The organism is Ramlibacter cellulosilyticus (assembly GCF_014297465.1).
GTDB classification, from domain to species: domain Bacteria; phylum Pseudomonadota; class Gammaproteobacteria; order Burkholderiales; family Burkholderiaceae_C; genus Ramlibacter; species Ramlibacter cellulosilyticus.
This window is the reverse complement of record NZ_JACORT010000014.1, coordinates 51,373-77,341: the sequence shown is the minus strand read 5'-3', so window position 1 is coordinate 77,341 and position 25,969 is coordinate 51,373. Positions and strand designations below refer to the sequence as shown.

The 25,969-nt window shown below is 69.3% G+C and carries 25 protein-coding genes; 17 read left to right on the top strand and 8 right to left on the bottom strand.

Annotation, left to right across the window (positions count from 1 at the left end; genetic code table 11):
- Nucleotides 1–109 precede the first annotated feature (109 nt).
- The 17 genes from mraZ to H8N03_RS24050 all read left to right on the top strand — a co-directional run bounded on the left by mraZ (nucleotide 110) and on the right by H8N03_RS24050 (nucleotide 18,389).
- Nucleotides 110–538, top strand: a complete 429-nt coding sequence (mraZ, locus tag H8N03_RS24130; protein WP_187078794.1) for a division/cell wall cluster transcriptional repressor MraZ — start codon at nucleotides 110–112, stop codon at nucleotides 536–538.
- 9 nt (nucleotides 539–547) lie between these two features.
- A complete protein-coding gene (gene rsmH, locus H8N03_RS24125; RefSeq protein WP_187078793.1) occupies nucleotides 548–1,459 on the top strand; it encodes a 16S rRNA (cytosine(1402)-N(4))-methyltransferase RsmH in 912 nt (303 codons plus the stop codon).
- The gene (gene ftsL / locus H8N03_RS24120; RefSeq protein ID WP_187078855.1) at nucleotides 1,459–1,752 is read left to right on the top strand and encodes a cell division protein FtsL; all 294 of its coding nucleotides are present in this window, start codon (nucleotides 1,459–1,461) and stop codon (nucleotides 1,750–1,752) included. Before rsmH ends, ftsL begins: the two co-directional genes overlap by 1 nt.
- On the top strand, nucleotides 1,749–3,485 hold the full coding sequence (locus H8N03_RS24115) for a peptidoglycan D,D-transpeptidase FtsI family protein (protein ID WP_187078792.1): 1,737 nt from the start codon (nucleotides 1,749–1,751) through the stop codon (nucleotides 3,483–3,485). Before ftsL ends, H8N03_RS24115 begins: the two co-directional genes overlap by 4 nt.
- Nucleotides 3,485–4,951, top strand: coding sequence for a UDP-N-acetylmuramoyl-L-alanyl-D-glutamate--2,6-diaminopimelate ligase (locus H8N03_RS24110; RefSeq protein WP_187078791.1), 1,467 nt, complete (start codon nucleotides 3,485–3,487; stop codon nucleotides 4,949–4,951). Before H8N03_RS24115 ends, H8N03_RS24110 begins: the two co-directional genes overlap by 1 nt.
- Nucleotides 4,952–4,953: 2 nt before the next feature.
- Nucleotides 4,954–6,339, top strand: coding sequence for a UDP-N-acetylmuramoyl-tripeptide--D-alanyl-D-alanine ligase (locus H8N03_RS24105; protein ID WP_187078790.1), 1,386 nt, complete (start codon nucleotides 4,954–4,956; stop codon nucleotides 6,337–6,339).
- On the top strand, nucleotides 6,329–7,507 hold the full coding sequence (gene mraY / locus H8N03_RS24100) for a phospho-N-acetylmuramoyl-pentapeptide-transferase (RefSeq protein ID WP_187078789.1): 1,179 nt from the start codon (nucleotides 6,329–6,331) through the stop codon (nucleotides 7,505–7,507). Before H8N03_RS24105 ends, mraY begins: the two co-directional genes overlap by 11 nt.
- Nucleotides 7,507–9,018, top strand: a complete 1,512-nt coding sequence (gene murD / locus H8N03_RS24095) for a UDP-N-acetylmuramoyl-L-alanine--D-glutamate ligase (protein WP_187078788.1) — start codon at nucleotides 7,507–7,509, stop codon at nucleotides 9,016–9,018. Before mraY ends, murD begins: the two co-directional genes overlap by 1 nt.
- 41 nt (nucleotides 9,019–9,059) lie before the next feature.
- A complete protein-coding gene (gene ftsW, locus H8N03_RS24090) occupies nucleotides 9,060–10,217 on the top strand; it encodes a putative lipid II flippase FtsW (protein ID WP_255428383.1) in 1,158 nt (385 codons plus the stop codon).
- On the top strand, nucleotides 10,214–11,272 hold the full coding sequence (gene murG, locus H8N03_RS24085; RefSeq protein ID WP_187078786.1) for an undecaprenyldiphospho-muramoylpentapeptide beta-N-acetylglucosaminyltransferase: 1,059 nt from the start codon (nucleotides 10,214–10,216) through the stop codon (nucleotides 11,270–11,272). Before ftsW ends, murG begins: the two co-directional genes overlap by 4 nt.
- Nucleotides 11,269–12,681, top strand: coding sequence for a UDP-N-acetylmuramate--L-alanine ligase (gene murC / locus H8N03_RS24080; RefSeq protein ID WP_187078785.1), 1,413 nt, complete (start codon nucleotides 11,269–11,271; stop codon nucleotides 12,679–12,681). The genes murG and murC overlap by 4 nt, the downstream gene beginning before the upstream one ends.
- The gene (locus tag H8N03_RS24075) at nucleotides 12,678–13,643 is read left to right on the top strand and encodes a D-alanine--D-alanine ligase (RefSeq protein ID WP_187078784.1); all 966 of its coding nucleotides are present in this window, start codon (nucleotides 12,678–12,680) and stop codon (nucleotides 13,641–13,643) included. The genes murC and H8N03_RS24075 overlap by 4 nt, the downstream gene beginning before the upstream one ends.
- The gene (locus H8N03_RS24070) at nucleotides 13,640–14,428 is read left to right on the top strand and encodes a cell division protein FtsQ/DivIB (protein ID WP_187078783.1); all 789 of its coding nucleotides are present in this window, start codon (nucleotides 13,640–13,642) and stop codon (nucleotides 14,426–14,428) included. Before H8N03_RS24075 ends, H8N03_RS24070 begins: the two co-directional genes overlap by 4 nt.
- Before the next feature lie 8 nt (nucleotides 14,429–14,436).
- Entirely contained in the window at nucleotides 14,437–15,666 is a 1,230-nt protein-coding gene (gene ftsA / locus H8N03_RS24065) for a cell division protein FtsA (protein ID WP_187078782.1), read from the top strand.
- A 147-nt stretch (nucleotides 15,667–15,813) separates the two neighbouring features.
- Nucleotides 15,814–17,058: a cell division protein FtsZ gene (gene ftsZ / locus H8N03_RS24060; protein WP_187078781.1), complete on the top strand. Its 1,245-nt coding sequence runs from the start codon at nucleotides 15,814–15,816 to the stop codon at nucleotides 17,056–17,058.
- Nucleotides 17,059–17,282: 224 nt separating this feature from the next.
- The gene (gene lpxC, locus H8N03_RS24055) at nucleotides 17,283–18,206 is read left to right on the top strand and encodes a UDP-3-O-acyl-N-acetylglucosamine deacetylase (protein WP_187078780.1); all 924 of its coding nucleotides are present in this window, start codon (nucleotides 17,283–17,285) and stop codon (nucleotides 18,204–18,206) included.
- Between the two features lie 3 nt (nucleotides 18,207–18,209).
- Nucleotides 18,210–18,389, top strand: a complete 180-nt coding sequence (locus H8N03_RS24050) for a hypothetical protein (RefSeq protein WP_187078779.1) — start codon at nucleotides 18,210–18,212, stop codon at nucleotides 18,387–18,389.
- Between the two features lie 140 nt (nucleotides 18,390–18,529).
- Here H8N03_RS24050 and ruvC read toward each other — a convergent pair whose 3' ends face one another.
- From ruvC to H8N03_RS24010, 8 genes are all read right to left on the bottom strand, one after another.
- The gene (gene ruvC, locus H8N03_RS24045) at nucleotides 18,530–19,078 is read right to left on the bottom strand and encodes a crossover junction endodeoxyribonuclease RuvC (RefSeq protein WP_187078778.1); all 549 of its coding nucleotides are present in this window, start codon (nucleotides 19,076–19,078) and stop codon (nucleotides 18,530–18,532) included.
- Between the two features lie 9 nt (nucleotides 19,079–19,087).
- Nucleotides 19,088–20,080 (bottom strand): phosphatidate cytidylyltransferase, encoded by a 993-nt coding sequence (locus H8N03_RS24040; RefSeq protein WP_187078777.1) that lies wholly within the window; start codon nucleotides 20,078–20,080, stop codon nucleotides 19,088–19,090.
- Nucleotides 20,077–20,709 (bottom strand): lysophospholipid acyltransferase family protein, encoded by a 633-nt coding sequence (locus H8N03_RS24035; RefSeq protein ID WP_187078776.1) that lies wholly within the window; start codon nucleotides 20,707–20,709, stop codon nucleotides 20,077–20,079. The genes H8N03_RS24040 and H8N03_RS24035 overlap by 4 nt, the downstream gene beginning before the upstream one ends.
- Complete coding sequence (gene mtgA, locus H8N03_RS24030) at nucleotides 20,706–21,437, bottom strand: monofunctional biosynthetic peptidoglycan transglycosylase (RefSeq protein WP_187078775.1); 732 nt, start codon at nucleotides 21,435–21,437, stop codon at nucleotides 20,706–20,708. The genes H8N03_RS24035 and mtgA overlap by 4 nt, the downstream gene beginning before the upstream one ends.
- Nucleotides 21,434–22,246 carry a shikimate dehydrogenase gene (gene aroE, locus H8N03_RS24025; protein WP_187078854.1) on the bottom strand — a complete coding sequence of 271 codons (813 nt, stop codon included), beginning with the start codon at nucleotides 22,244–22,246 and terminating at the stop codon, nucleotides 21,434–21,436. Before aroE ends, mtgA begins: the two co-directional genes overlap by 4 nt.
- Before the next feature lie 31 nt (nucleotides 22,247–22,277).
- Nucleotides 22,278–23,126 carry an energy transducer TonB gene (locus H8N03_RS24020; protein ID WP_187078853.1) on the bottom strand — a complete coding sequence of 283 codons (849 nt, stop codon included), beginning with the start codon at nucleotides 23,124–23,126 and terminating at the stop codon, nucleotides 22,278–22,280.
- A gap of 8 nt (nucleotides 23,127–23,134) precedes the next feature.
- Nucleotides 23,135–25,195: a ribonuclease catalytic domain-containing protein gene (locus tag H8N03_RS24015; protein WP_187078774.1), complete on the bottom strand. Its 2,061-nt coding sequence runs from the start codon at nucleotides 25,193–25,195 to the stop codon at nucleotides 23,135–23,137.
- Nucleotides 25,196–25,343: 148 nt separating this feature from the next.
- Nucleotides 25,344–25,937, bottom strand: a complete 594-nt coding sequence (locus H8N03_RS24010; RefSeq protein WP_187078773.1) for a YqiA/YcfP family alpha/beta fold hydrolase — start codon at nucleotides 25,935–25,937, stop codon at nucleotides 25,344–25,346.
- Between the last annotated feature and the right edge of the window lie 32 nt (nucleotides 25,938–25,969).

The following is a 25,969-nucleotide window of genomic DNA, read 5'->3' as shown; positions in this document are numbered from 1 at the left end:
GCGTTTTCCTGCTACAGTGCAAAAAAGTGGCAGGAAGTGGGGGATCGTGGGAAACCACTCCTCCTTTTGCCGTTCACACACCTTTCGCTGTACTTGAGGGCTGACACAGGTGTTCCAGGGCGCGTCGTCGCTGAGTCTCGATGCCAAGGGGCGGCTCTCCATGCCGACCCGGCATCGTGACGTCCTGGCCGCGACCGCCGACAGCCGCCTCACGATCACCCGCCACCCGCACGGCTGCCTGATGATCTTTCCGCGGCCCGAGTGGGAAACATTTCGTGAACGCATCGCCCAGCTCCCCATGGCCGCGCAGTGGTGGAAGAGAATCTTCCTGGGCAACGCCATGGACGTGGAACTCGATTCGACGGGCCGTGTCCTGGTGAGCCCCGAGCTTCGTGCCGCGGCAGGCATCGAGAAGGACGTGATGCTGCTGGGCATGGGTAACAACTTCGAACTCTGGGACAAGGCGACTTACGAGGCCAAGGAGGCCGAGGCGATGCGCGGCGAGATGCCCGAAGCCTTCAAGGACTTCTCTTTCTGAAGGAAGACGGTGGACGGCACATGGCAACACACCACCGTCTTGTTGAACGAAGCAGTCGACGCCCTCGTCACCAAGCCGGATGGAATCTATGTCGATGCGACCTTCGGTCGCGGCGGACACTCGCGCCTGATCCTCTCGCGCCTGGACGAGAAGGGCCGGCTGGTGGCCTTCGACAAGGACCCGGAAGCGATCGCGGTGGGCAATGCCATCGAGGACCAGCGCTTCGAGATCCGGCACGAGGGCTTCGCCGCGGTGCGCGAGCTGCAGGCAGCGTCCGTCACGGGGTTGCTGATGGACCTGGGCGTGAGCTCGCCGCAGATCGACAACCCCGCACGGGGTTTTTCCTTTCGTTCCGACGGACCGCTGGACATGCGCATGGACCCCACGCGCGGCACCAGCGCCGCGGACTTCCTCGCCACCGCCACGGTGGAACAGATGTCGGAGGTGATCCGTGACTATGGCGAAGAACGGTTTGCTTTTCAGATTGCAAAGGCGGTTGCAGCTCGCCGACAGGAACGGGGCCCTCTTGCAAGCACCGCCGAACTGGCCCAGCTCGTGGCTGGTGCGGTCAAGACCCGCGAGCCGGGCCAGGACCCTGCAACGCGCACATTTCAGGCTCTTCGGATTTTCGTCAACCGGGAGCTTGAGGAACTGCAGGAGGCGCTGAGCGCCGCCCTCGACGTGCTGGAACCCGGAGGCCGACTCGTGGTGATCAGCTTCCACTCGCTGGAAGACCGCATCGTGAAGCAGTTCATCGCGAAGCATTCGCGCGATGAAGTGGACCGGCGCGCGCCCTTCGCCGCCCCGAAGCCCATGAAGCTGCGTTCCATCGAGCGGGTGAAGCCCACCGAAGCGGAGGTTGCCGCCAACCCGCGCGCGCGCAGCGCCATCATGCGTGTCGCGGAGAGGACGGCCGCATGATGCTGCGCCTGAACCTCACCTTGCTGGTGTCGCTGCTGGCGAGCGCGCTGTACCTCGTGCAGGTGCAGTACGAGTCGCGCCGCCTCTACGCCGAGGTGGAGCGCGCGCAGAACGAGGCCCGGAAGCTGGAGATCGAGCACGAACGGCTGCAGGTCGAGAAGCGCGCGCAGGCGACGCCGGCGCGCGTGGAGAAGCTCGCCAAGGAGCAGCTGCACATGAAGCCGGCGACGCCGGCGATCACGCAGTACGTCACGCTCAAGGGCACGGCCGCCGGCGTGGAGGTCGCGCCATGAGCGGACGCGTCGTCGCCTATTCCTCGAGCCCGCTGCTGGCCAGCCGCACGCCGGTGTGGCGCAGCAAGCTGATCGTGGCGGGCATCGCGCTGGCTTTCCTGGGCCTGGCGGGCCGCGCCGCGTGGGTGCAGGTGATCGGCAACGATTTCTACCGCAAGCAGGGCGAGGTGCGCTTCGCCCGCACCCTCGAACTGCCCGCCAACCGCGGCCGCATCTTCGACCGCAACGGCCTGCTGCTCGCCACCAGCGTCCCCGTGCCCAGCGTGTGGGCCAGCCCCGAGGACCTGGAGCGCGACAAGGTGAAGCTCACGCAGCTCGCCAGGCTGCTGCAGGTGCCGCTGGCCGAGCTCATGGCCAAGCTGGACGACCAGGAGAAGAACTTCGTCTGGCTCAAGCGCCAGGTCGACGAGGCGACGGCGCGCCAGGTCACGGCGCTGGACATCAAGGGCGTCTTCCTGCGCAAGGAATACCGCCGCCAGTACCCGGAAGGCGAGGCCGCGGCGCACGTCGTGGGCTTCACCAGCGTGGAAGACAAGGGCCAGGAAGGCGTGGAGCTCGCCTTCAACAAGGAGCTGGGCGGCAAGCCCGGCTCGCGCCACGTGATCAAGGACCGCCTGGGCCGCATCGTCGAGGACGTGGGCGAACAGGTGCCGCCGGTGGACGGGAAGGACCTGCAGCTGTCGATCGACAGCAAGGTGCAGTTCTTCGCGTACCAGAAGCTGCGCGACGCGGTGCTGGAGAACAAGGCCAGGGCGGGCAGCGTCGTGGTGCTGGACGTGCACACCGGCGAGGTGCTCGCGCTCGCCAACTACCCGAGCTACAACCCAGCCCACCGCCAGAACCTCACCGGCGGCCAGCTGCGCAACCGCGCGCTCACCGACACCTTCGAGCCGGGCTCCACGATGAAGCCCTTCGTGGTGTCGCTCGCGCTGGAGAAGGGGCTCGTCACGCCGAACACGCCGATCAACACGAACGGCGGCCGCATGACCATCAACGGCTCCACCATCACCGACTCGCACGGCCACAACATGCTGACGGTGACGGAGGTCGTGCAGAAGTCCAGCAACATCGGCACCGTGAAGATGGCGATGCAGCTGCAGCCGCGCGAGATGTGGGAGCTGTACACGCAGGTGGGGCTCGGCCAGCGCCCGCAGGTGCCGTTCCCGGGCGTGGTGAGCGGCAAGCTGCGCGCGTACAAGACCTGGCGTCCCATCGAGCAGGCGACCATGAGCTACGGCTACGGCCTGTCCACCAGCCTGTTCCAGCTGGCGCGCGCGTACACCGTGTTCGCGCGCGACGGCGAGCTGGTGCCGGTCACCCTGCAGAAGACCGACGTGCCCGCGCCGGGCGTGCGCGTGCTGGACCCGAAGACGGCGCAGACGATGCGCCAGATGCTGCACCTCGCGACCCTCAACGGCGGCACCGCGCCGCGCGCGCAGACCATGGGCTATTCGGTGGGCGGCAAGACCGGCACGGCGCACAAGCAGGAAGGCAAGGGCTACGCCCAGAACAAGTACCGCGGCGTGTTCGTCGGCATCGCGCCGATCGACAAGCCGCGCATCGTGGTGGCCGTGATGATCGACGAGCCGAGCAACGGCCGCTACTTCGGCGGCGACGTCGCCGCGCCCGTGTTCAGCGCCACGGTGCAGCAGAGCCTGCGCATGCTGGGCGTGCAGCCGGACATGAACGTGAAGCCGCAAGTCGTGGTGCAGGCCGTGGAGGAGTCGTTCTGATGCTGGTCCTCCGCACCCCCAGGGAAGCCGCCGACTGGCTGCGCGCGCGCGTCAGCGGCGAAGTGCATTGCGACAGCCGCAAGGTCGGCGCGGGCGACGGCTTCATCGCCTGGCCCGGCGCCGCCACCGACGGCCGCAAGTTCGTGAAGGGCGCGCTGGAGCAGGGCGCGAAGGCCTGCCTGGTCGAACATGCCGGCAGCGAGGCCTACGGCTTCACCAGCGACGCGGTCGCCGCGTACGACGGATTGAAGGCGGCCACGGGCCCCATCGGCGCGCTGTTCTACGGCGAGCCCTCGCACGAACTCGACGTGCTCGCCGTGACGGGCACGAACGGCAAGACGTCCACCGCGTGGTGGCTCGCCCAGGCGCTGTCCAACGTCGGCATGTCCTGCGGCATCGTCGGCACGCTCGGCATCGGCCGCCCGCCGCACGTGGAGCACACGGGGCTGACCACGCCGGACCCGGTGCTGATGCAGCGCCACTTCCGCCGCTTCCTGCAGGAGGGCGCCAAGGCCTGCGCGATCGAGGCGTCCTCCATCGGCATCGTGGAGCGGCGCCTGGACGGCACGCGCATCCGCGTTGCGGGCTTCACCAACTTCACGCAGGACCACCTGGACTACCACGGCTCCATGCATTCCTACTGGGACGCCAAGGCGGCCCTGTTCGACTGGCCCGGCCTGCAGGCCGCGGTGCTGAACGTCGACGACGCCAAGGGCGTGGAACTGGAGCGGAAGCTGCAGGGCCGCCTGGACGTGTGGACGGTCTCCTGCGAGCGCGCCGCGCGGCTGCAGGCGCTGGAGATCGGCTACACCGACCAGGGGCTGCGCTTCGTCGTGGCCGAGGCCAGCGAGCGCCACGAGCTGCGCACGCAGCTGATCGGCCAGTACAACGTCTCCAACCTGCTGGGTGTGGTCGGGATGATGCGCGCCGTCGGCGTGCCGCTCGCGCAGGCGGTGGGCGCCTGCGCCAACCTGCTGCCGGTGCCCGGCCGCATGGAGCGGATCAACGAGCCGGGCAAGCCCCTCGTGGCCGTCGACTACGCGCACACGCCGGACGCGCTGGAAAAAGGCCTGCAGGCGCTGCAGCCGCTCGCGCGGCAGCGGGGCGGCAGGCTGTGGTGCGTGTTCGGCTGCGGCGGCGACCGCGACCCGACCAAGCGGCCGCTGATGGCGCAGGTCGCCGAGAGGAACGCCGACCACGTGGTGGTCACCAGCGACAACCCGCGCAGCGAAGACCCGCAGGCCATCATCCGGCAGGTCCTGCAAGGGCTCGCCCGGGGCGACGCGGCAACGGTGCAGGCCGACCGCGCCCGCGCCATCGCGGACAGCATTTCGAATGCCGCGCCGCAGGACGTGATCCTGCTGGCGGGCAAGGGACACGAGGACTACCAGGAGATCGCGGGCGTGAAGCACGCGTTCTCCGACCAGGCGCATGCCTCCGCAGCGCTGAAAGCCAGGACTTCATGAGCATGTTTCCGCTCCAACTCGCCGCCGCCTGGGTGCGGGGCGACCTCGTCGGCGACGGCAGCGTGCAGGTGGATCGCGTGCACACCGACACGCGCACGCTGCAGCCCGGCGACCTCTTCGTCGCCCTCCAGGGCGAGCGCTTCGACGCCAACGACTTCATCGCCGACGCGCGCGCCAAGGGCGCCGTGGCCGCCATCGCGCACAAGGGCCGACTGCCTGCCGGCTTTCCCGGCATCGAGGTGGACGACAGCAAGCAGGCGCTGGGCCGGCTGGCACGCTGGTGGCGCAAGCAGTACGCGCTGCCGCTGATCGCGGTCACGGGCAGCAATGGCAAGACGACCGTGACGCAGATGGTCGCTGCCATCCTGCGCGCGTGGCAGCCCGACGCCCACCTCGCGACGCAGGGGAACCTGAACAACGACATCGGCCTGCCGCTGACGCTGCTGCGCCTGCGGGCGGAGCACAAGGTCGGCGTCGTGGAACTCGGGATGAACCATCCCGGGGAGATCGGCTACCTCGCGCACGTCGCGGAGCCCACCGTCGCGCTGGTGAACAACGCGCAGCGCGAGCACCAGGAATTCATGGCGACCGTGGAGGCCGTCGCGCAGGAGAACGGCTCGGTGTTCGGCGGGCTGCCCGCCAACGGCACCGCCGTCTTCCCGGCGGGCGATGCCTTCACCGCGCTGTGGACACGGCTCGCCGGCGGGCGCAAGTGCATCACCTTCGGCGACGCGGGCAGCGGCGCCGACGTCGTCCTGGCCGGTTCCGAATGGCAAGAGGGGCATTGGCAGGTGCGGGCCGACACGCCCGCCGGGCCCGTGCAGTTCCGGCTCCAGATCGCCGGCCGCCACAACGTCCGCAACGCGCTCGCCGCCGCCGCCTGTGCCCTGGCGGCAGGCGTGCCGCTCGAAGCGGTGGTGCGCGGGCTGGAAGACTTCCAGCCCGTCAAGGGCCGCTCGCGCGCGCTCGGCGTGGCCCTCGGCGGCCGCACGCTGACCCTCGTCGACGACACCTACAACGCCAACCCCGACTCCGTGCGCGCCGCGATCGACGTCCTCGCGGAACTGCCCGGCCCGCGCCTGCTGGTGCTGGGCGACATGGGCGAGGTGGGCAACCAGGGCCCGGCCTTCCACGCCGAGGTCGGCGACTACGCGCACGAACGCGGGATCGAGCAGCTCTTCACGCTGGGCGAGCAGGCGGCCGGCATGAAGGGCCGGCATTTCGCCGACGTCGATGCGCTGAACGCCGCCGTGCGCGAAGCGCTGGGCACGGCGGCCAGCGTGCTGGTCAAGGGCTCGCGCTTCATGAAGATGGAGCGGGTCGTCGAGGCGATCACCGCCCACGCACAAGAACAACAACAAGCCAAGGAGGTCCCGGATGCTCGTTAGCCTCGCCGCCTGGATGCAGAGCCACGGTCACGAGTTCGGCTTCTTCCGCGTCTTCCAGTACATCACCTTCCGCGCGGTCATGGCGGCCATGACCGCGCTGCTGATCGGCATCATCGCCGGCCCGTGGGTCATCCGCCGCCTGACGGAGCTGAAGATCGGCCAGCCGGTGCGCGGCTACGCGATGGAGACGCACCTCGTGAAGAGCGGCACGCCCACCATGGGCGGCGTGCTGATCCTGATCTCGGTGGCCATCTCCACGCTGCTCTGGTTCGACTGGACCAACCGCTTCGTGTGGATCGTGATGCTGGTGACGCTGGGCTTCGGCGCGATCGGCTGGGTGGACGACTGGCGCAAGGTCGTCAACAAGGACCCCGAGGGCATGCGCTCGCGCGAGAAGTACTTCTGGCAGTCGGTGATCGGCCTCGTCGCCGCGCTCTACCTCGCGTTCAGCGTCTCGGAGACGACGAACGAGCGCGTGCTGGGCCTCTTCTTCGACTGGGTGCGTTCCGGCTTCGACATGAACCTGCCGCCGCGCGCCGGCCTGGTGGTCCCCTTCGTGAAGGAGATCAACTACCCGCTCGGCGTGTTCGGCTTCATGATCATGACCTACTTCGTGATCGTGGGCTCGAGCAACGCGGTGAACCTCACCGACGGCCTCGACGGCCTGGCGATCATGCCGGTGGTGATGGTGGGTTCCGCGCTGGGCGTGTTCTGCTACGTGACCGGCAGCTCGGTGTTCTCCAAGTACCTGCTGCTGCCCTACATCCCGGGTTCGGGCGAACTGCTGATCTTCTGCGCCGCGCTGGCGGGGGCGGGCCTGGCCTTCCTCTGGTTCAACGCGCACCCGGCGCAGGTGTTCATGGGCGACGTGGGCGCGCTGGCGCTCGGCGGCGCGCTGGGCACCATCGCCGTGATCGTCCGCCAGGAGATCGTGCTGGCCATCATGGGCGGCATCTTCGTGGTGGAAGCCCTGTCCGTGATGGTGCAGGTGATGTACTTCAAGTACACCAAGCGCAAGTACGGCACCGGCCGGCGCATCCTGCTGATGGCCCCGCTGCACCACCACTTCGAGAAGACCGGCTGGAAGGAGACGCAGGTGGTGATCCGCTTCTGGATCATCACGATGCTGCTGTGCCTCGTCGGCCTCTCCACGCTGAAGCTGCGGTGATGGACCTGCGCGACCAATCCGTCCTCGTCCTCGGCTGCGGTGCCTCCGGCCTCGCCATGGCGCGCTGGTGCGCGCAGGCCGGCGCGCAGGTGACCGTCGCGGACACGCGCGAGGCGCCGCCGCAGCTGCCGCAATTGCAGGAGCAGGTGCCGTCGGCGCGCTTCGTCGCCGGCCCGTTCGCGGCCGGACTCGTCGAAGGGCAGCAGCTCGTGCTGCGCAGCCCGGGCCTGACGCCCGAGCAGGTGGCCGCCGTGGAGAACGCCGCGCGCGAACGCGGCATCCCGGTGCGCGGGGAGCTCGGCCTCTTCGCCGATGCGCTCGCCGCCATGAAGGCTGCCGACGGCTACCACCCCGCCGTGCTCGCCGTCACCGGCACCAACGGCAAGACCACCGTCACGTCGCTCACCGGCCAGCTCGTGGAGCGCAGCGGCAAGACCGTCGCGGTCGCCGGGAACATCGGCCCGACGCTGCTGGACACGCTCGCGCAGAAGCGCGAAGCCGGCGCGCTGCCGCAGGTGTGGGTGATCGAACTTTCCAGCTTCCAGCTCGATGGCGTCACCGGATTCGAGCCGACGGCCGCAACGGTGCTGAACGTGACCCAGGACCACCTCGACTGGCACGGCACGATGGAAGCGTACGCCGGCGCCAAGGCGCGCGTGTTCGGCACGACGGGCGTGATGGTCCTCAACCGCGAAGACCCGCTCGTGATGAGGATGCTGCCCGAGCCCGTGCGGCTGAAGGGCGGCAAGTACGAGCAGCGCGAGTACGTCACCTTCGGCGGCGACCTGCCGAAGCGCCCGGGCGACTTCGGCCTGGAGGTCGTGCACGGCATGGCCTGGCTGGTGCGGGCGCACGAAGCGGACGAAACGGAAAGACGCCGCAAGGATGCGGAAGAGGAACTGCACCTGCAGCGCCTCATGCCCGCCGACGCGCTGCGCATCCGCGGCCGGCACAACGCGATCAACGCACTGGCGGCGCTCGCGCTGGCGAATGCTGCCGGATGCCAGCTCGCCCCCATGCTGTACGGCCTGCGCGAGTACCGCGGCGAGCCGCACCGCGTGGAGCCCGTGGGCATCGTCAACGAGGTCGAGTACTTCGACGACAGCAAGGGCACCAACGTCGGCGCCACGGTCGCCGCGCTGCAAGGCCTGGGCGCCGAGCGCAGGCTGGTCGTCATCCTGGGCGGCGACGGCAAGGGGCAGGACTTCGCGCCGCTCGCCGATCCGGTGTCCCGCTACGCGCGCGCCGCGGTGCTGATCGGGCGCGACGGCCCGCAGATCCGCGCGGTGCTGGAAGGCACGGGCGTTCCGCTGATCGACGCCGGCACGATGGAAGAAGCCGTGAAGCTCGCGACGCAACGCGCCCATGCGGGCGATGCCGTGCTGATGTCGCCCGCGTGCGCCAGCTTCGACATGTTCCGCAACTACCCGCACCGCGCCGAGGTCTTCCGCGCCGCGGTGCAGGCGGTCGCCGACGAGGCGGGCGCGATGGTGCAAGGAGGGGAGGCTTGAACCTCGCCGGCGTCCTCTCCGCCTGGACTTCGCGCGGCGCGCTGCCCGACCGCGGCCGCGTGCAGGTGCACGCCTTCGACCCCGCGCTGCTCTGGGTCACCGTGGCCCTGCTCGCCTGGGGCCTGGTGATGGTCTATTCCGCGTCCATCGCGCTGCCGGACAACCCGCGCTTCGGCCGCTACGCGCACACGTACTTCCTGAGCCGCCACGCCCTGTTCCTGGCGCTGTCCTTCGCGGCCGGCCTGCTCGCCTTCCAGGTGAAGGTGGAGACCTGGGAGCGCATCGCGCCCTGGCTCTTCGTCGCCTCGCTGCTGCTGCTGATCGTCGTGCTCATCCCGCACATCGGCAAGGGCGTGAACGGCGCGCGCCGCTGGATCGGCCTGGGCCCGATCTCCTTCCAGCCTTCGGAGCTCGCCAAGTTCGCCGTGCTGCTCTACGCCGCCAACTACATGGTGCGCAAGATGGAGGTGAAGGAGCGCTTCTTCCGCGCCGTGCTGCCGATGGCCGCCGCCGTCGCCGTGGTGGGCGTGCTGCTGCTGGCCGAGCCGGACATGGGCGCCTTCATGGTGATCGCCGTGATCGCCATGGGCATCCTGTTCCTCGGCGGCGTGAACGCGCGCATGTTCTTCCTGATCGCCGCGGTGATCGTCGTCGCGTTCATGCTGATGATCGCGTTCTCCGACTGGCGGCGCGAGCGCATCTTCGCGTACCTCGATCCCTGGAACGAGAAGTACGCGCTGGGCAAGGGCTACCAGCTCTCGCACTCGCTGATCGCGATCGGCCGCGGCGAGATCTTCGGCGTCGGCCTCGGCGGCAGCGTGGAGAAGCTGCACTGGCTGCCCGAGGCGCACACGGACTTCCTGCTCGCGGTGATCGGCGAGGAGTTCGGCCTCGTGGGCGTGATGATCCTGATCGTCGCCTTCTTCTGGATGACGCGCCGCATGATGCACATCGGCCGCCAGGCCATCGCGCTCGACCGCGTGTTCGCGGGTCTCGTGGCGCAGGGCGTCGGCGTCTGGATGGGGTTCCAGGCCTTCATCAACATGGGCGTGAACCTGGGCGCGCTGCCGACGAAGGGCCTCACGCTGCCGCTCATGTCCTACGGCGGCTCCGCGGTGCTGATGAACGTCGTGGCGATCGCGGTGGTGCTGCGCATCGACTATGAAAACCGGACCCTGATGCGCGGAGGCCGGGCATGAAGACGGCACTCGTCATGGCTGGCGGCACGGGCGGCCACATCTTCCCGGGCCTGGCCGTCGCCGAGGCGCTGCGCGAGCGCGGCTGGCGCGTCCACTGGCTGGGCGCTCCCGACAGCATGGAAAGCCAGCTGGTGCCGCCGCGCGGGTTCCCGCTGGAGACGGTGGCCTTCGGCGGCGTGCGCGGCAAGAGCGCGAAGACGCTGCTGCTGCTGCCGCTCAAGCTGCTGCGCGCCTTCTGGCAAAGCCTGCAGGTGGTGCGCCGCGTGCGCCCCGACGTGGTCGTGGGCCTCGGCGGCTACATCACCTTTCCCGGCGGCATGATGGGCGTCCTCCTGGGCAAGCCCCTCGTGCTGCACGAGCAGAACTCCGTCGCCGGCATGGCGAACAAGGTGCTGGCCGGCGTCGCCGACCGCGTGTACAGCGCGTTCCCCGAAGTCCTGACGAAGGGCGAGTGGGTGGGCAACCCGCTGCGTGCCGCCTTCCTGCAGCAGCCCGCGCCCGAGCAGCGCTTCGCGGGCCGCAGCGGCCCGCTGAAGGTGCTGGTGGTGGGCGGCAGCCTGGGCGCGAAGTCGCTCAACGAAGTCGTGCCGCAGGCGCTCGCGCGCATCCCGGCCGGCCAGCGTCCGCACGTCCTGCACCAGAGCGGCGCGAAGCAGATCGACGAACTGCGCGCCAACTATGCGCAGGCGGGCGTGCAGGCGGAGCTGACGCCCTTCATCGAAGACACCGCCGGCGCCTTCGCGGAAGCGGACCTCGTGATCTGCCGCGCCGGTGCGAGCACCGTGACCGAGATCGCCGCGGTGGGCGCGGCGGCCCTGTTCGTTCCCTTTCCCCACGCCGTCGACGACCACCAGACCACGAACGCGAAGTTCCTGGTGGACGCCGGCGGCGGCTGGCTCGTGCAGCAGCGCGAGCTCACTCCCGACAGGCTGGCCACCATGCTGATCACGCTGCAGCGCGACGAGCTGCTGCGGCGTGCCGTGGCGGCCAGGAAGATGGCAAAGACCCAGGCGACCGAGCAGGTGGTCGCCGCCTGCGAGGCCCTTGCACGATGAAACACGCAATCAAGCACATTCACTTCGTCGGGATCGGCGGCGCCGGCATGTCCGGCATCGCCGAGATCCTGCGCAACCTCGGCTACCTCATCTCCGGGTCCGACATCGCCGACAGCCCCACGGTGCGGCGGCTGCAGGAACTGGGGATCCAGACCTTCATCGGCCACGCCGCCTCGAACGTGATCGGCGCCGACGCGGTGGTCACGTCCACGGCGGTGCAGGCCGACAACCCGGAGGTGGTCGCCGCCCGCAAGCGCAAGATCCCGATCGTGCCGCGCGCCGTGATGCTCGCGGAACTGATGCGCCTGAAGCAGGGCATCGCCATCGCGGGCACGCACGGCAAGACGACGACCACCTCGCTGGTGGCGAGCGTGCTCGCCGAAGGCGGCCTCGACCCGACCTTCGTGATCGGCGGCAAGCTCAACAGCGCGGGCGCCAACGCGAAGCTCGGCTCCGGCGACTACATCGTGGTGGAGGCGGACGAGTCCGACGCTTCCTTCCTGAACCTGTTCCCGGTGATGGCGGTGGTGACCAACATCGACGCCGACCACATGGACACCTACGGGCACGACTTCAACAACCTGAAGAAGGCCTTCCTCGACTTCCTGCACCGCATGCCCTTCTACGGCACGGCGATCCTGTGCATCGAGGACGAGGCGGTGCGCTCCATCATCCCGGACGCGCAGTGCCCGGTGACCACCTACGGTTTCAGCGAGGAGGCGCAGGTGCGCGCCGTCGACGTGCAGGCGGTGGGCGCGCAGATGCACTTCACCGTGCAGCGGCGCAATGGCGTCACGCTGCCGGACATGCACGTGAAGCTGAATGCCGTGGGCCGGCACAACGTGCTGAACGCGCTGTCGGCGATCGCGATCGCGGCCGAACTGAACATCCCGGACGATGCGGTGGTGAAGGCGCTGGGCGAGTTCCGCGGCGTCGGCCGCCGCTTCCAGAGCTACGGCGAGGTCGCGGTGCCCGCGGCCCAGGGCGGCGGCAAGTTCACGGTGATCGAGGACTACGGCCACCACCCGGTGGAGATGAAGGCCACGCTGGCCGCGGCGCGCGGCGCCTTCCCCGGCAAGCGCCTGGTGCTTGCCTTCCAGCCGCACCGCTACACGCGCACGCGCGACTGCTTCGAGGACTTCGTGCAGGTGCTCGGCACGGCGGACGTGGTGCTGCTGTCCGAGGTGTATTCCGCCGGCGAGGAACCCATCGTGGCGGCCGACGGCCGCTCGCTCGTGCGCGCGGTGCGCGTCAGCGGCAAGGTGGAGCCGCAGTTCGTCGCCGACATCGCCGACATGCCCGCGGCGATCCTGGACACGGTGCGCGATGGCGACGTCGTGATGTGCATGGGCGCCGGATCGATCGGCACGGTGCCCGCGAAGGTGGTGCAGGCGGGAGGCAAGGCATGAACCCCAAGGACTTCGGCAAGGTCGCCGTCCTCATGGGCGGCAAGTCCGCCGAGCGCGAGATCTCGCTGCTCTCCGGCGGCGGCGTGCTCACGGCCCTGCAATCGAAAGGCGTGGACGCGCACGCGTTCGACCCGGCGGAACGCGATCTCTCCGAACTCAAGCGGGACGGCTTCCAGCGCTGCTTCATCGCGCTGCACGGCCGCTTCGGCGAGGACGGCACGGTGCAGGGCGCGCTGGAGCTGCTCGGCATCCCGTACACCGGCTCCGGCGTGATGGCTTCGGCGATCTCGATCGACAAGGTCATGACCAAGCGCGTGTGGCTCGCCGAAGGCGTCCCCACGCCGAAGTACCAGCTGCTGCGCCGCGGCGCCTACAGCCACGAGCAGGTGATCCGCATCCCCGACGAGCTAGGCCTGCCCCTGATCGTCAAGCCGGCGCGCGAAGGCTCGTCGATCGGCGTGGCCAAGGTGCAAGGGTATTCGGAGGTGCAGGCCGCGGTGGACGCGGCCGCGGCGCTGGACGCCGACGTGCTGTGCGAGCAGTTCGTCTCCGGCGACGAGGTGACCTGCCCCATCCTGGGCACCGGCGACGGCGCCCGCGCGCTGCCGGTGATCCGCATCGTGGCGCCCGAGGGCAACTACGACTACAACAACAAGTACTTCACCGACGACACGAAGTACCTGGTGCCTTGCGGCCTGCCGGCCGGCGAGGAAGCGGCGATCCAGGAACTCGTGGTGAAGGCGTACCGCGTGCTGGGCTGCCGCGGCTGGGGCCGCATCGACGTGATGATCGACGCGGCGACGCGCAAGCCGTCGCTGCTGGAGATCAACACCTCGCCCGGCATGACCGGCCACTCGCTCGTGCCGATGTCCGCGCGTGCCGCCGGCATCAGCTACGAGGACCTCTGCGTGATGCTGCTGGCCGACGCGACGCTCGACCAGCCGGGAGGTGCCCGGGCATGAAGCAGAAGGCGCTGCCCCAGCCGCTGGACGTCAGGCTGATGAACATCACCGCCACGGTGCTGTTCGCGGCCTGCGGCCTGCTGCTCGCGGCGGCGCTGGGCTGGTGGGCGCTGCGGCACCCGCTGTTCGCCATCGGCGGCATCGTGGTGCAGGGCGACGTCACGCACAACAGTGCCGCGACGCTGCGCGCGAACGTCGCGCCCAGGCTGCGCGGCAACTTCTTCACGGTGGACCTGAATGCGGCCCGGCAGGCCTTCGAGGCGGTGCCCTGGGTGCGGCAGGCCGTGGTGAAGCGCCAGTTCCCGAACAAGCTGCGCGTGCAGCTGCAGGAGCACCAGCCCGAGGCCTTCTGGGGCGTGGACTCCGAGTCGCGCCTCGTGAACACCTACGGTGAAGTCTTCGAGGCGAATGCCGGAGACGTGGAGGACGAGGACATGCCGCGGCTCGTGGGGCCGGAAGGGTCCGGTCCGCAGCTGCTCGAGATGTACCGCGGCCTGAAGCCCATGCTGGAAAAGCTGGACCTGGCCGTCGAGGAAGTGAAGCTCACCGGGCGGGGCGGCTGGGCCATGACGCTGGACAGCGGCGCCCAGGTGGAACTGGGGCGGGGCACGGCGGAGGAAGTGCTCGCGCGCAGCCAGCGCTTCGCGTCCACGCTCACGCAGGTGACGGCGAAGTACGGGCGGCGGCCCGAGGCCCTGGTGACGGCGGACCTGCGCCACACCGACGGCTACGCGGTGAAGTTGAGGGGAGTGACCACCACCGACGTGGGCACCCGGAGGAACTGAGGAAGAGGATGGCCAAGGACTACAAGGATCTCGTCATCGGACTGGACATCGGCACGGCCAAGGTGATGGCGGTCGTGGCCGAGGTCATGCCGGGCGGCGAACTGAAGCTCGCGGGGCTGGGCGTGGCCCCCTCGAACGGGCTGAAGCGCGGCGTGGTCGTCAACATCGACGCGACGGTGCAGAGCATCCAGCAGGCCCTGAAGGAGGCCGAGCTGATGGCGGACTGCAAGATCACGCGCGTCTACACGGGCATCACCGGCAGCCACATCCGCGGCATCAACTCGAGCGGCATGGTGGCGGTGAAGGACCGCGAGGTGACGCCGGCGGACGTGGCGCGCGTGGTGGAGACCGCCCGCGCGATCAACATCTCGACCGACCAGCGCCTGCTGCTCGTCGAGCCGCAGGAGTTCGTGATCGACGGCCAGGACGTGAAGGAGCCGATCGGCATGAGCGGCATCCGCCTGGAGGCGAAGGTGCACATCGTCACCGGCGCGCAGAGCGCGGCCGAGAACATCATCAAGTGCGTCCGCCGCTGCGGCCTCGAGGTGGAGCAGCTGCTGTTGAACCCGCTGGCCACCAGCAGCGCCGTGCTCTCCGACGACGAGAAGGAACTGGGCGTCGCGCTCGTGGACATCGGCGCCGGCACCACCGACGTCGCGATCTTCACCGGCGGCGCGATCCGGCACACGGCCGTCATCCCGATCGCGGGCGACCTGATCACCAGCGACATCGCCATGGCGCTGCGCACGCCGACCAAGGACGCCGAGGACATCAAGGTGGAGTCCGGCTGCGCCAAGCAGCTGCTGGCCGACCCCGAGACCCAGGTGGAAGTGCCGGGCCTGGGCGACCGCGGCCCGCGCATGCTCTCGCGCCAGGCGCTCGCCGGCGTGATCGAGCCGCGCATCGAGGAGATCTTCTCGCTCGTGCAGCAGGTGGTGCGCGAGTCCGGCTACGAAGAGGTGCTGTCCTCGGGGATCGTGATCACCGGCGGCAGCGCCGTGATGCCCGGCATGGTGGAACTCGGCGAGGACATCTTCCTCAAACCGGTCCGCCGCGGCATCCCGCACTATCGCGGCGCGCTGTCGGACATGGTGGCGCAGCCGCGGGCGGCCACCGTCATGGGATTGCTCGAGGAAGCGCGGCTCGCGCGCGTGCGCGGCGCCAAGGTGGCGCAGAAGCACGGGTCCGTGAAGACCGCGTTCGGGCGCATCAAGGATTTCATCGTGGGGAACTTCTAGTCATGAGTCCCTACAAGTTGTGGCTGGCGCGCGGAAGCCCACCGCGCAGAAAGGAGCGATGTCGGTGCACCGAATCACCGTTCCAGCGTTAACACGCAATCCAACAATGAAACGTCAGTGGCAACTGCAAGTTCCAGGAGTATTCAAATGAGCATCGAAATGATCGAAGTCGAGGAGTTCCACCAGGGCACCCAGATCAAGGTGATCGGGGTGGGCGGTGGCGGCGGCAACGCCGTGGCGCACATGATCGAGCGCAGCGTGCAGGGCGTGGAGTTCATCTGCGCGAACACCGATGCCCAGGCGCTGGCCCGCAGCAGCGCGCACAAGCACATCCAGCTCGGCACCAGCGGCCTGGGCGCCGGCAGCAAGCCCGACAAGGGCCGCGAGTGCGCCGAGTCCTGCGTGGAAGACATCCGCCAGGCGATCTCGGGCGCGCACATGCTGTTCATCACGGCCGGCATGGGCGGCGGCACCGGCACCGGCGCCGCGCCGGTGATCGCGCGCGTGGCCAAGGAGATGGGCATCCTGACCGTGGGCGTCGTCACCAAGCCGTTCGACTGGGAAGGCGGCCGCCGCATGACCAATGCCGACAACGGCCTGGCCGAGCTGGAAGCCAACGTCGATTCGCTGATCGTCGTGCTGAACGAGAAGCTGCTCGAAGTGCTGGGCGACGACATCACCCAGGACGAAGCCTTCGCGCACGCCAACGACGTGCTGAAGAACGCCGTCGGCGGCATCGCGGAAATCATCAACGTGCCGGGCCACGTGAACGTGGACTTCGAGGACGTGCGCACGGTCATGGGCGAGCCGGGCAAGGCGATGATGGGTACGGCCGTGGCCAGCGGCCCGGACCGCGCGCGCATCGCCGCGGAGCAGGCCGTGGCCTGCCCGCTGCTGGAGGGCGTCGACCTCTCGGGCGCCAAGGGCGTGCTGGTGCTGATCACCGCCGCCAAGAACGGCCTGAAGCTCGCCGAGACCAAGCAGGCGATGAACACCATCCGCGCCTGCGCCTCGTCGGACGCGCACGTGATCTTCGGCACGGCCTACGATGAATCGCTGGGCGAGGAAATGCGCGTGACCGTGGTCGCCACCGGCCTGTCCCGCCACGGCCAGCAGCGCCGCACGGCGCCCCCGCTGCAGGTGCTGCGCACCGGCACCGACAACGTGCCGTTCAACGTGCCCACCATCAACAATGCGGTGGCGGGCCCGGGCGCGATCGTGACCCGCGAGATGCAGGCGGCCTCCGCGCAGCAGGCGGATTACGGCAACCTGGCGGTGCCCAGCGTGTGGCGCACGAACCGCACGCAGGCGGCCGCGAAGGTGGACGCGCTCTCCAGCGGCGGGATGGACGACTTCGAGATCCCGGCGTTCCTGCGGAAGCAAGCCGACTGACGTCGGCTTGCAGGGGCTAGGGGCTAGGGGCTAGGGGCTAGGGAGGGCTGTTGCCCTAACCCCTAGACCCTAGGCGCTAGTCCCTGGGTTTTACTCCCGCTTCATCACCGCTTTACCGGCCCGGCAGAGGCTGGAGGAGGAGGGTTGAACAAATGGGCTGGCTCTATCGGGGGCATGCGGAAAGCCAGACGGCCGGGTTCGGTGCTGCCCGTAAAATCGGCACCATGCTCCGTCAACGCACCCTCAAGACCCTGACCAAGGCGGTCGGCGTCGGCCTGCACAGCGGCCAGCGGGTGGAGTTGACGCTGCGCCCGGCGCAGCCGGACACCGGCATCGTCTTCCGCCGCGTCGACCTGGCCCAGCCGGTCGACATCCCGGTGTCCGCGCAGGCGGTCACCGACACGCGCATGGCGTCGACGATTTCCAACGGCGGTGCCAAGGTCCACACGGTCGAACACCTCATGTCCGCCTGCGCGGGCCTGGGCGTGGACAACCTGTACGTCGACATCACGGCCGAAGAAGTCCCCATCCTCGACGGCTCTTCCGCCTCCTTCGTGTTCCTGCTGCAAAGCGCGGGCATCGAGGAGCAGAACGCGCCGCGCCGCTTCATCCGCGTGCGCCGGCCGGTGGAGGTGCGCGAAGGCGAGGGCGAGAACCTCAAGTGGGCGCGGTTCGACCCGTACCACGGCTACAAGCTGGGCTTCGAGATCGACTTCGACCACCGCGTGGTCAATTCCACGGGCCAGCGCTACGAGTTCGACCTGAGCTCCGGCCACTACTCGCGCGACATCGCGCGCGCCCGCACCTTCGGCTTCACGAAGGACCTCGAGATGATGCGGGCCCGCGGCCTCGCCATGGGCGGCGGCATGGACAACGCGATCGTGGTCGACGACTACCGCGTGCTCAATGCCGAGGGCCTGCGCTACGACGACGAATTCGTGAAGCACAAGATCCTCGACGCCATGGGCGACCTGTACCTGCTCGGCAAGCCCCTGCTCGCCGCCTACAGTGCCTTCCGTTCGGGCCACGCCCTGAACAACAAGCTCATTCGCGCGCTGCTCGCCGACCAGGACGCCTTCGAGGTCGTGAGCTTCGGCGACGAACGCGAGGCCCCTGCCGGCTTCGCGCAGCCCGCACGGGCCTGGTAGTCGATGCTCCTGTTCCGCTGGGCGATCATGCTGCTGCTGCTGGGAGCGGCGGTGAACTTCGCGTTCTATGCGGGGACGGGGAATCCGCGGTACAAGCGGTTCGGGTTGGTCATCCTCAAGTGGACGCTGATCGCGGCGCTGGTGTTTTTCGGCGTGCTGGTGCTGGAGCGACTGGCGGTTTAGCGCCCTTCGGTGGGGTTCGCGTTCGCTCACCTTCCGTCGCTGGCGCGACGCCACCCTACATCGGCAGCGTTGCAAAGGCTGTAGGGTGGCGCGGCGTCAGCCGCGGAAGGTGAGCGAACGCGAACCCCACCGGTCGGGCGCTAAATCACCCGCCCCGTCTTGTACGCGCTCGTATTCCTTCGCGCGACCTTCCCCGCCTCCTGGATCCGCGCCGTCGCGATCGCCGCGTGCGCATGCGTGATCGCCAGCCCCAGCGCATCCGCCGCATCCTTCCCCGGCAGTCCCGGCAGGTTCAGCAGCCGCTTCACCATCTGCTGCACTTCCGCCTTCGACGCCTTGCCCGTCCCCGCCACCGCCTGCTTCATCTGCATCGGCAGGTATTCGGCCACGGGCAGCGAACAGGCGACGAGCGCGGTCACGCAGGCGCCGCGGGCCTGTCCCAGCAGCAGCGTGGACTGCGGGTTCACGTTGACGAAGACGATCTCGATCGCCGCTGCATCGGGCTGGTAGCGTTCGCGCAGTTCGCCGATGCCGTCGAACAGCACCTTCAGGCGCGCGGGCAGGTCGCCGCGTTCCAGGTGGGTCGTGCTGATGGTGCCGCTGGCGACGTAGCGCAGTTCGTGCACGTCGGCGTCGACCACGCCGAAACCGGTGGTCTGGAGGCCGGGATCGATGCCGAGGATGCGCATGGGAGGATCTTACGCGCCGAAGTACCAGCGCACCGAGTGGAAGAAGATCGGCGCGCCGAAGCACAAGGCGTCCATGCGATCCAGCAGGCCGTTGGCGCCCGTCGTCGAACGCGTCTGCGGCCCCCAGGTGGTCACGCCGCGATCGCGCTTGAGCGCCTTCATCACGAGGTGCCCCAGCGAACCGGCGACGCAGGCGACGAAGGCCGCCAGCAGCGCCTGCACCGGCTTGAAGGGGGTGATGAAGGAGAGCAGGGCGCCCAGCAGGCTGCCGGCCAGCACGCCCCAGGACCAGGTGCGCCAGGCGAAGCTGCTGCTGATGCCGGGCAGGCTGGGGGCCGGCCGCAGGCGGCGCGTCACGAGGTGCTGCACCAGCATGCAGGTCTGCACCACCATCACGACGAAGAAGACCAGGAAGGCCTGCTTGCCCTCGTAGTTCAGGCGCGGGAACTGCAGCAGGAAGAGCGCCGGCACGTGGCTCATGCCGTAGATGCACACCATCACGCCCCACTGCAGCTTGGCGTTGCGCTCCAGGAAGCGCTGCGGGTCGCCCGAGAGGGCGCTCGCGACCGGGATGGCGAGGAACACGTACACCGGGATGAACACGGTGAAGAGGTCGAAGTGCCGCGTCCCCACCAGCCAGAACTGCAAGGGCAGCACCACGAAGAACGCCAGTACCAGGCTGCGGTGGTCGCCCCGGCGCGTGGGCGACAGGGTCATGAACTCGCGCAGCGCGAAGAAGGAGATCACGGCGAACAGCAGCGTGGCCCCCGTCTCGCCGCTGGCCCACGCCAGCCAGAACACGACCACCATGCCCCAGGAGGTCGCCAGCAGCTGCCGGAAGTCTTCCAGCTCCGCATGCCGTGTCTCGTCGTGCGGCGTGCGGCGCTCGCGCAGCGTGAGCAGGAAGGCCGCCACGCTCGTGAGCACGAGGATGCCGAACACCGCGATGAACAGCGTGCCGACCTGCTGCGAAGGGGTGAGGCTGCGCAGGAACGCGTTCATAGCTCGCGCAGGGCGATGACGGCCGCCCGGGCGCGGTCCAGGAAGGCGCGGCGGTCCTCGCTGGGGTCCAGGCGGATCGGTGCGCCGAAGGTGACGGAGCAGAGGATGGGCACAGGCACCACTTCGCCCTTGGGCATGACGCGGTGGATGTTGTCGATCCAGGTCGGGACCAGCACCACGTTCGGGAACTGCAGCGCCAGGCTGTACAGGCCGGACTTGAAGGGCTGCACTTCCTCGCCCTCGCCGCGCGTGCCTTCCGGGAAGAGGATGATCGAGTCGCCCTTCTCCAGCGCCTCCTGCAGCGGCGCGAGCGGGTCGCCGCCTTCCTTGCGCTCCCGGTCCACGTAGACCGCGTTGAACACCGCCGTCGTGATCCACTGGCGCAGCGGCGTCTTCATCCAGTAGTCGCGCGCCGCGACGGGGCGCGTGATGGCGCGCAGCTCGTGCGGCAGCGCGGCCCAGATCATCACCAGGTCGGCGTGGCTCTGGTGGTTGGCGAAGTAGATGCGCTGCTCGGCGAGCGGGGGGCAACCCGTCCAGCGCGCCTGCGCACCCGTGAGGATGCGCACCAGTTTCAGCAGGAACCAGCCGAAGGCCCGCGCGGCCCAGGGCGAGAGGGCTGCCTTCAAGGCAGTTCGGCGTCGCGCATGCGCGCCACGATGGTGGAGGTGCGGCCGGCCAGGTAGCTGGAGGCCGGCATCTTCTCGAAGCGCTTGGGCTGCGGCAGCATCACGGCCAGCCGCGCGGCCTCGTAGGCCGTGAGCTTGCTCGCGGGCTTGCGGAAGTAGTGCTTCGCCGCCGCCTCGGCGCCGAACACGCCTTCGCCCCACTCCACGTTGTTCAGGTAGATCTCCAGGATGCGCTGCTTGGTCAGCGTGTGCTCCAGCACCATGGTGAGCACCAGTTCCTGGCCCTTGCGCAGCAGGTTGCGCTCGCCCGAGAGGAGCAGGTTCTTCGCGAGCTGCTGGGTGATCGTCGAGCCGCCGATGATTTTCGGCGGCTTCGCACGCGAGGGCGCGAACTGCGCGCGCTTCGCGGCGAGTTCCTCCGCCTTCGTGTTCTTCGCCCAGGCCTTCTCGATGGCGTCCCAGTCCACGCCGTCGTGCGTCACGAAGCTGCCGTCCTCGGAGGCGATGACCGCGCGCTTCAGGTTGTCCGAGATCTCCTCGTAGGGCACCCAGCGCTGGGTCCAGCGCAGGCGGTCGCGCTCGTTGGCGATCCTCCAGGCTTCCGAGCGCTGGAAGGTGGTGGACTCCGGGTCGACCACGGCCATCAGCGCGATGCGGCCGATGAAGAAGAGCTCCAGCGCGATGGACGCCAGCAACGCCAGGACGATCCAGCGGAACACGGCTTTCACCGCGCCAGCTCCTCGCGCAGTTCCGCGAGCACCTGCGCCGACGGCGGCCGCATGCCGCGCCAGATCAGGAAGGCCTCCGCCGCCTGCTCCACGAGCATCCCCAGCCCGTCGCGCCCGGTGGCGCCGTGCTCGCGCGCCCAGCGCAGGAAGCCTTCGGCTGCGGGCCCGTACATCATGTCGTAGGCGAGGGCGCCCGGTTTCAGCACGCGCGCGTCCACGGGCACGCCGCCGCCGCCCAGGCTGCTCGCCGTTCCGTTGACCATCACGTCGAAGGTGCCCGGCACGGCGTCGAGCCCGGCCGCCGAGAGCTCGACCCCCATGGACGCAGCGAGGGAGGCATGGCGCTCCACCAGCGCGCGCGCCTTGCCGAAGGTGCGGTTGGCCACCACCACGCGACGCGGCCGCGCTTCCAGCACCGGGCCCAGCACGCCGGCGGCGGCGCCGCCTGCCCCGAGCAGCAGCACGTCGCGGCCCGCGAGGGGCACGCCCGCATTGCGTTCCACGTCGGCCACGAAGCCGATGCCGTCGGTGTTGTCGCCCAGGATCCCGCCGTCGCGGAAGGTGAGGATGTTGCAGGCCTCGGCGAGTTCGGCGCGGGCGCTGCGCGCCGTCACCAGCGACGCCGCCTGGAACTTGAAGGGCACGGTGATGTTGCAGCCCTTGCCGCCTTCGGCGATGAAGGCGCGCACGGCCTGCGGGAATTCGTCCAGCCCGATCAGGCGCTTGCCGTACTCCACCGGCTCGCCGGTGAGCTGCGCGAAGCGCGCATGGATCCACGGCGACTTGCTGTGGTCCACGGGATTCCCCATGACGCAATAACGGTCCACGGCAGCGATTGTCTCAGCGGCTGGTGAGCGTGGTTTCCAGCACCTGCTCGCGCGTGAACTTGAAGCGCGAGACCACCACGATCTGGTCGGCGCGGCTGCGCATGGCGCTGTTGAAGCTGCCGAACGGCCCGGCCGAGCGCGCGATGCTCGCGGCGCGGCGGTCCAGCGTGCGGTTGCCCGAGGTTTCCACCACCTCGGTGTCCAGCACGCGGCCGTCGTGGTTCACGGTGACGATCATGGTCAGCTCGCCGTAGAGCTTCTTGCCGGCGAGCTCGGGGAAGTGCGTCGTGCCCCGGTCCTCGATCCTGCGCCGCAGCGAGTCGTAGTAGACGGCGTAGACCTCTTCGCGCGTCGACGGGCTGATGTAGCGCTTCTTGGGCCGCGCGTTTTCCTCGTTGATGCGCTTCTCGATCTCGGCGAGCAGCTTCATCAGGTGGCGGCGCTTCTCCTCGCGGGCCGCGGCCTCGGGGTTGGTGCGCGCCTCCTTCGGGTCCGAGGGCGGCATGGCGGCCAGCGTGCGCTTGATCGTCGCCAGCATCAGCATCTGCTGCTCCTGCATCGCGTCGATCTTCTTCTGCGCGTCCTCGGCGGCGTCGCCGAAGCTCGTGAGCGCCGAGGGCGGCAGGGGCGAGGTGGCGCGGCCCTTCTCGGCCTCGCCGCCGCCATTCAGGGACCGCTGGGCGATGGCCTGCGCCTTGTCGACCTTCTCGCTGCTGTGCGCGTTGACCAGCACCACCTCCAGCGGGGTGTCCTGGAAGACGCGGTTGAATCCCTCCGGGTCGACGATGCGCACGAAGAGGACGGCGGCATGCGCGGCAAGGGACAGGCCCAGCGCGATCTGCAGGGTACTCAGGGACTTCAGGTTCACGGTCAGGTATTCGCCGCCGCCGGTGCCGCTCCGGCCTCCTCTTCGGGAGTGTCGGTGACATCCACGGCGATCGCAATCGGGCCGGCGACGGTTTCCTCGTCGGTGTCGTCCTCCGCCGACACTGCGGCCTCCGCGGCGCTGTCCAGGCGCTCGGTGACGGTGCCGGTCACGTCCAGCGTGATCAGGTCGATCTCGCCCAGGCGCACGCGCACGCGCGCGCCGCGGGGCAGGTCCGCGCCCAGCACCGGCAGCACCAGCGGCACCGCGTCGGCACGCGCCAGGCCTTCCTTGAACACGGTCGCTTCCAGCTCGCGCACGCCCTGCTGCTGCAGGTACTTGAGCGTCCAGTAGCGCTCCATCGTCGCCTGGTGGCCGTTGTAGGCGGAATAGGCGGCGTCGAAGGCGGAAATGATCGAGAACAGCTCCGCGTCCTTCGGCTTGAACGGCGCCGCCAGCGCCGCGGTGCGCCCGTGGCGCGCGGCGGCGATGATCTGCCACTGGTTCACGAGGTCCGTGTAGCGGCGCAGGGGCGAGGTGCTCCAGGCGTAGCTCTTCACCCCGATGCCCGCGTGCGGCAGCGCCTTGGTCCCCATGCGCACCTTGACTCCGGGCGCGAGGCTGGCCTGGCTGCGGTAGATGGCGGGCACGCCGATCTCGGCGAGCCACTGGCCCCAGGTGCTGTTCGCCAGGATCATGGCCTCGGCCACCATCAGGTCCAGCGGCGCGCCGCGGCGGCGCACGGTGATCTCCACCGTCTCGTCGCCCTGCGGGCCGTCGTCGCCCGCGCCAGGCACGCGGAAGTTGTAGTCGGGGCGGTTGAAGGTCTCGGGCTTGCCGCGCACGATCTCGCGCTGCGCCTTGAGCTGCTTCGCGAGGCGGAACAGGAACGACAGCTCCGCGCGGAAGCGCTGCGCGGGCTCGGGCACGTCCGGGCCGGGGACGGTGGCGTCCTCCAGCCAGGCTTGCGGGAGGTGCGCATCGAGCTGGTCGTGCCGGAGGTTCACGGCGATCGGCACGCGCTCCAGGCGCGTCTCGCTCGCCTTCACCTCCAGCGAGGCTTCGTCGAGCTGCACGTACAGCGACACGGCGGGGCAGTCGCGGCCTTCCAGCAGCGTGTACGCCTGCACCACGTCGTCGGGCAGCATCGTGATCTTGTGTCCCGGCATGTAGACCGTGGACAGGCGCTGGCGGGCCACCTGGTCCAGCGGCGCGCCGGTCGCGATCGCCAGGCCGGGCGCGGCGATGTGGATGCCCACGGTGACCGTGCCGGTGCCGAGGCCTTGCACGGACAAGGCGTCGTCGATCTCGGTGGTGCTGGAGTCGTCCACCGAGAAGGCCTGCACGTTCGCGAGCGGCAGCTCCTCCTTGATCGGGGGCGCCGCCACCGGCGGGAAGCCCGTGCCCTTGGGGAAGTATTCGAGCAGGAAGCGCTTCCAGTGGAACTGGTAGGGCGAGGTGATGGCCCCGGCCTTCTGCAGCAGGGCGAGGGGCGCCTCGTGCGTGCTGCGGGAGGCTTCCACCACGGCCTTGTATTCGGGCGCGTTCTTGTCCGGCTTGAACAGGATGCGATAGAGCTGCTCGCGGATCGCCGGCGGGCAGCTGCCCGTGGCGAGTTCGGCGGCCCAGGCGCCGATCTGCGCCTGCACCTGCTTCTTCTTCTCGATGGCGGCCAGGGCCTGCTGCAGGATCTCGGCGGAGGCCTTGCGGAAGCGGCCCTTGCCGGCGCGGCGGAAGTAGTGCGGCGCCTCGAACAGGCGCAGCAGCGCGGCGGCCTGCTGGGCGACGGTGGCCTGCGCGCTGTAGTAGTCGCGGGCGAGGTCGGCGAAGCCGAATTCCTCCTCGGGCGCGAATTCCCAGGCCAGGTCCAGGTCGATGTCGGCGGCCAGGGCCTGCGCCTCGCGCAGCAGCTCCTGGGGTTGCGGCTTCTCGAACTTCAGCAGGATGTTGGCCCCCTTGGCCTTCACCCGCTTGCCGGAATCGAGCTCGACCTGGGCGGAACTGTCCGTCTCGGACAACACCCGGCCGGCCAGGAATTTCCCGGCATCTTCAAACAGAACGAACATGGGCCGATTGTCCCATGGGGGCGCAAGTCGGCCGCCGGGCGGAGGCGAGGCATTCTTGAACGCAGAGGTCGCAGAGGTTACGCAGAGGTCGCAGAGAAATTCCAGGTTTCCCTCTGCGACCTCTGCGCCTCCTCTGCGACCTCTGCGTTCATGGCTGTTTTGACAGCTCCAGAAACGCCAGCACCTCTTCCAGGTGCTCGTCGAAATCCGAGAGCGCGTGATCGCCGCCCTCCAGCAGCTTGGTGCGCACGCCCGGGTAGCGCCCGGTCATTTCCCGCCAGTCCAGCAGCTCGTCGCCTTTCGCGATCACCGCGAAATAGCGCTCCGGGTGGCGCACCGGGCCGCATTCCAGCGCCCGCAGTTCGTCCATGAACTCTGCCTTGACCTCGAAGCGTTCGTTCGGGTCGTGCCAGGCGCTCTGCTCGCCGATGTAGCCGTGCAGGTCGCGGGCGGGGTCCACGGCCGGGTTCAACAGCACGGCCCGGCAGCCGGTGCGCTCGGCGATCCAGGTCGCGTAGAAGCCGCCCAGCGAGGAGCCGGCCACCGCCATGCGGTCCTGCGGCCAGTGCCGGACGGTGTCCCAGACCATCGCCATGGCCTCGCGGGGGGAGGGCGGCAGCTGCGGGCACCACCAGGTGACCGCGGGGTACCGCTCCCGCACGGCCGCGGCCATGCGCTGGGCCTTGAAGGAGCGGGGCGAGGAACGGAAGCCGTGCAAATACAACAGGTGTGTCGCGTCCATCCGCCCGATGGTAGATGCGCGTTCGTTACGAA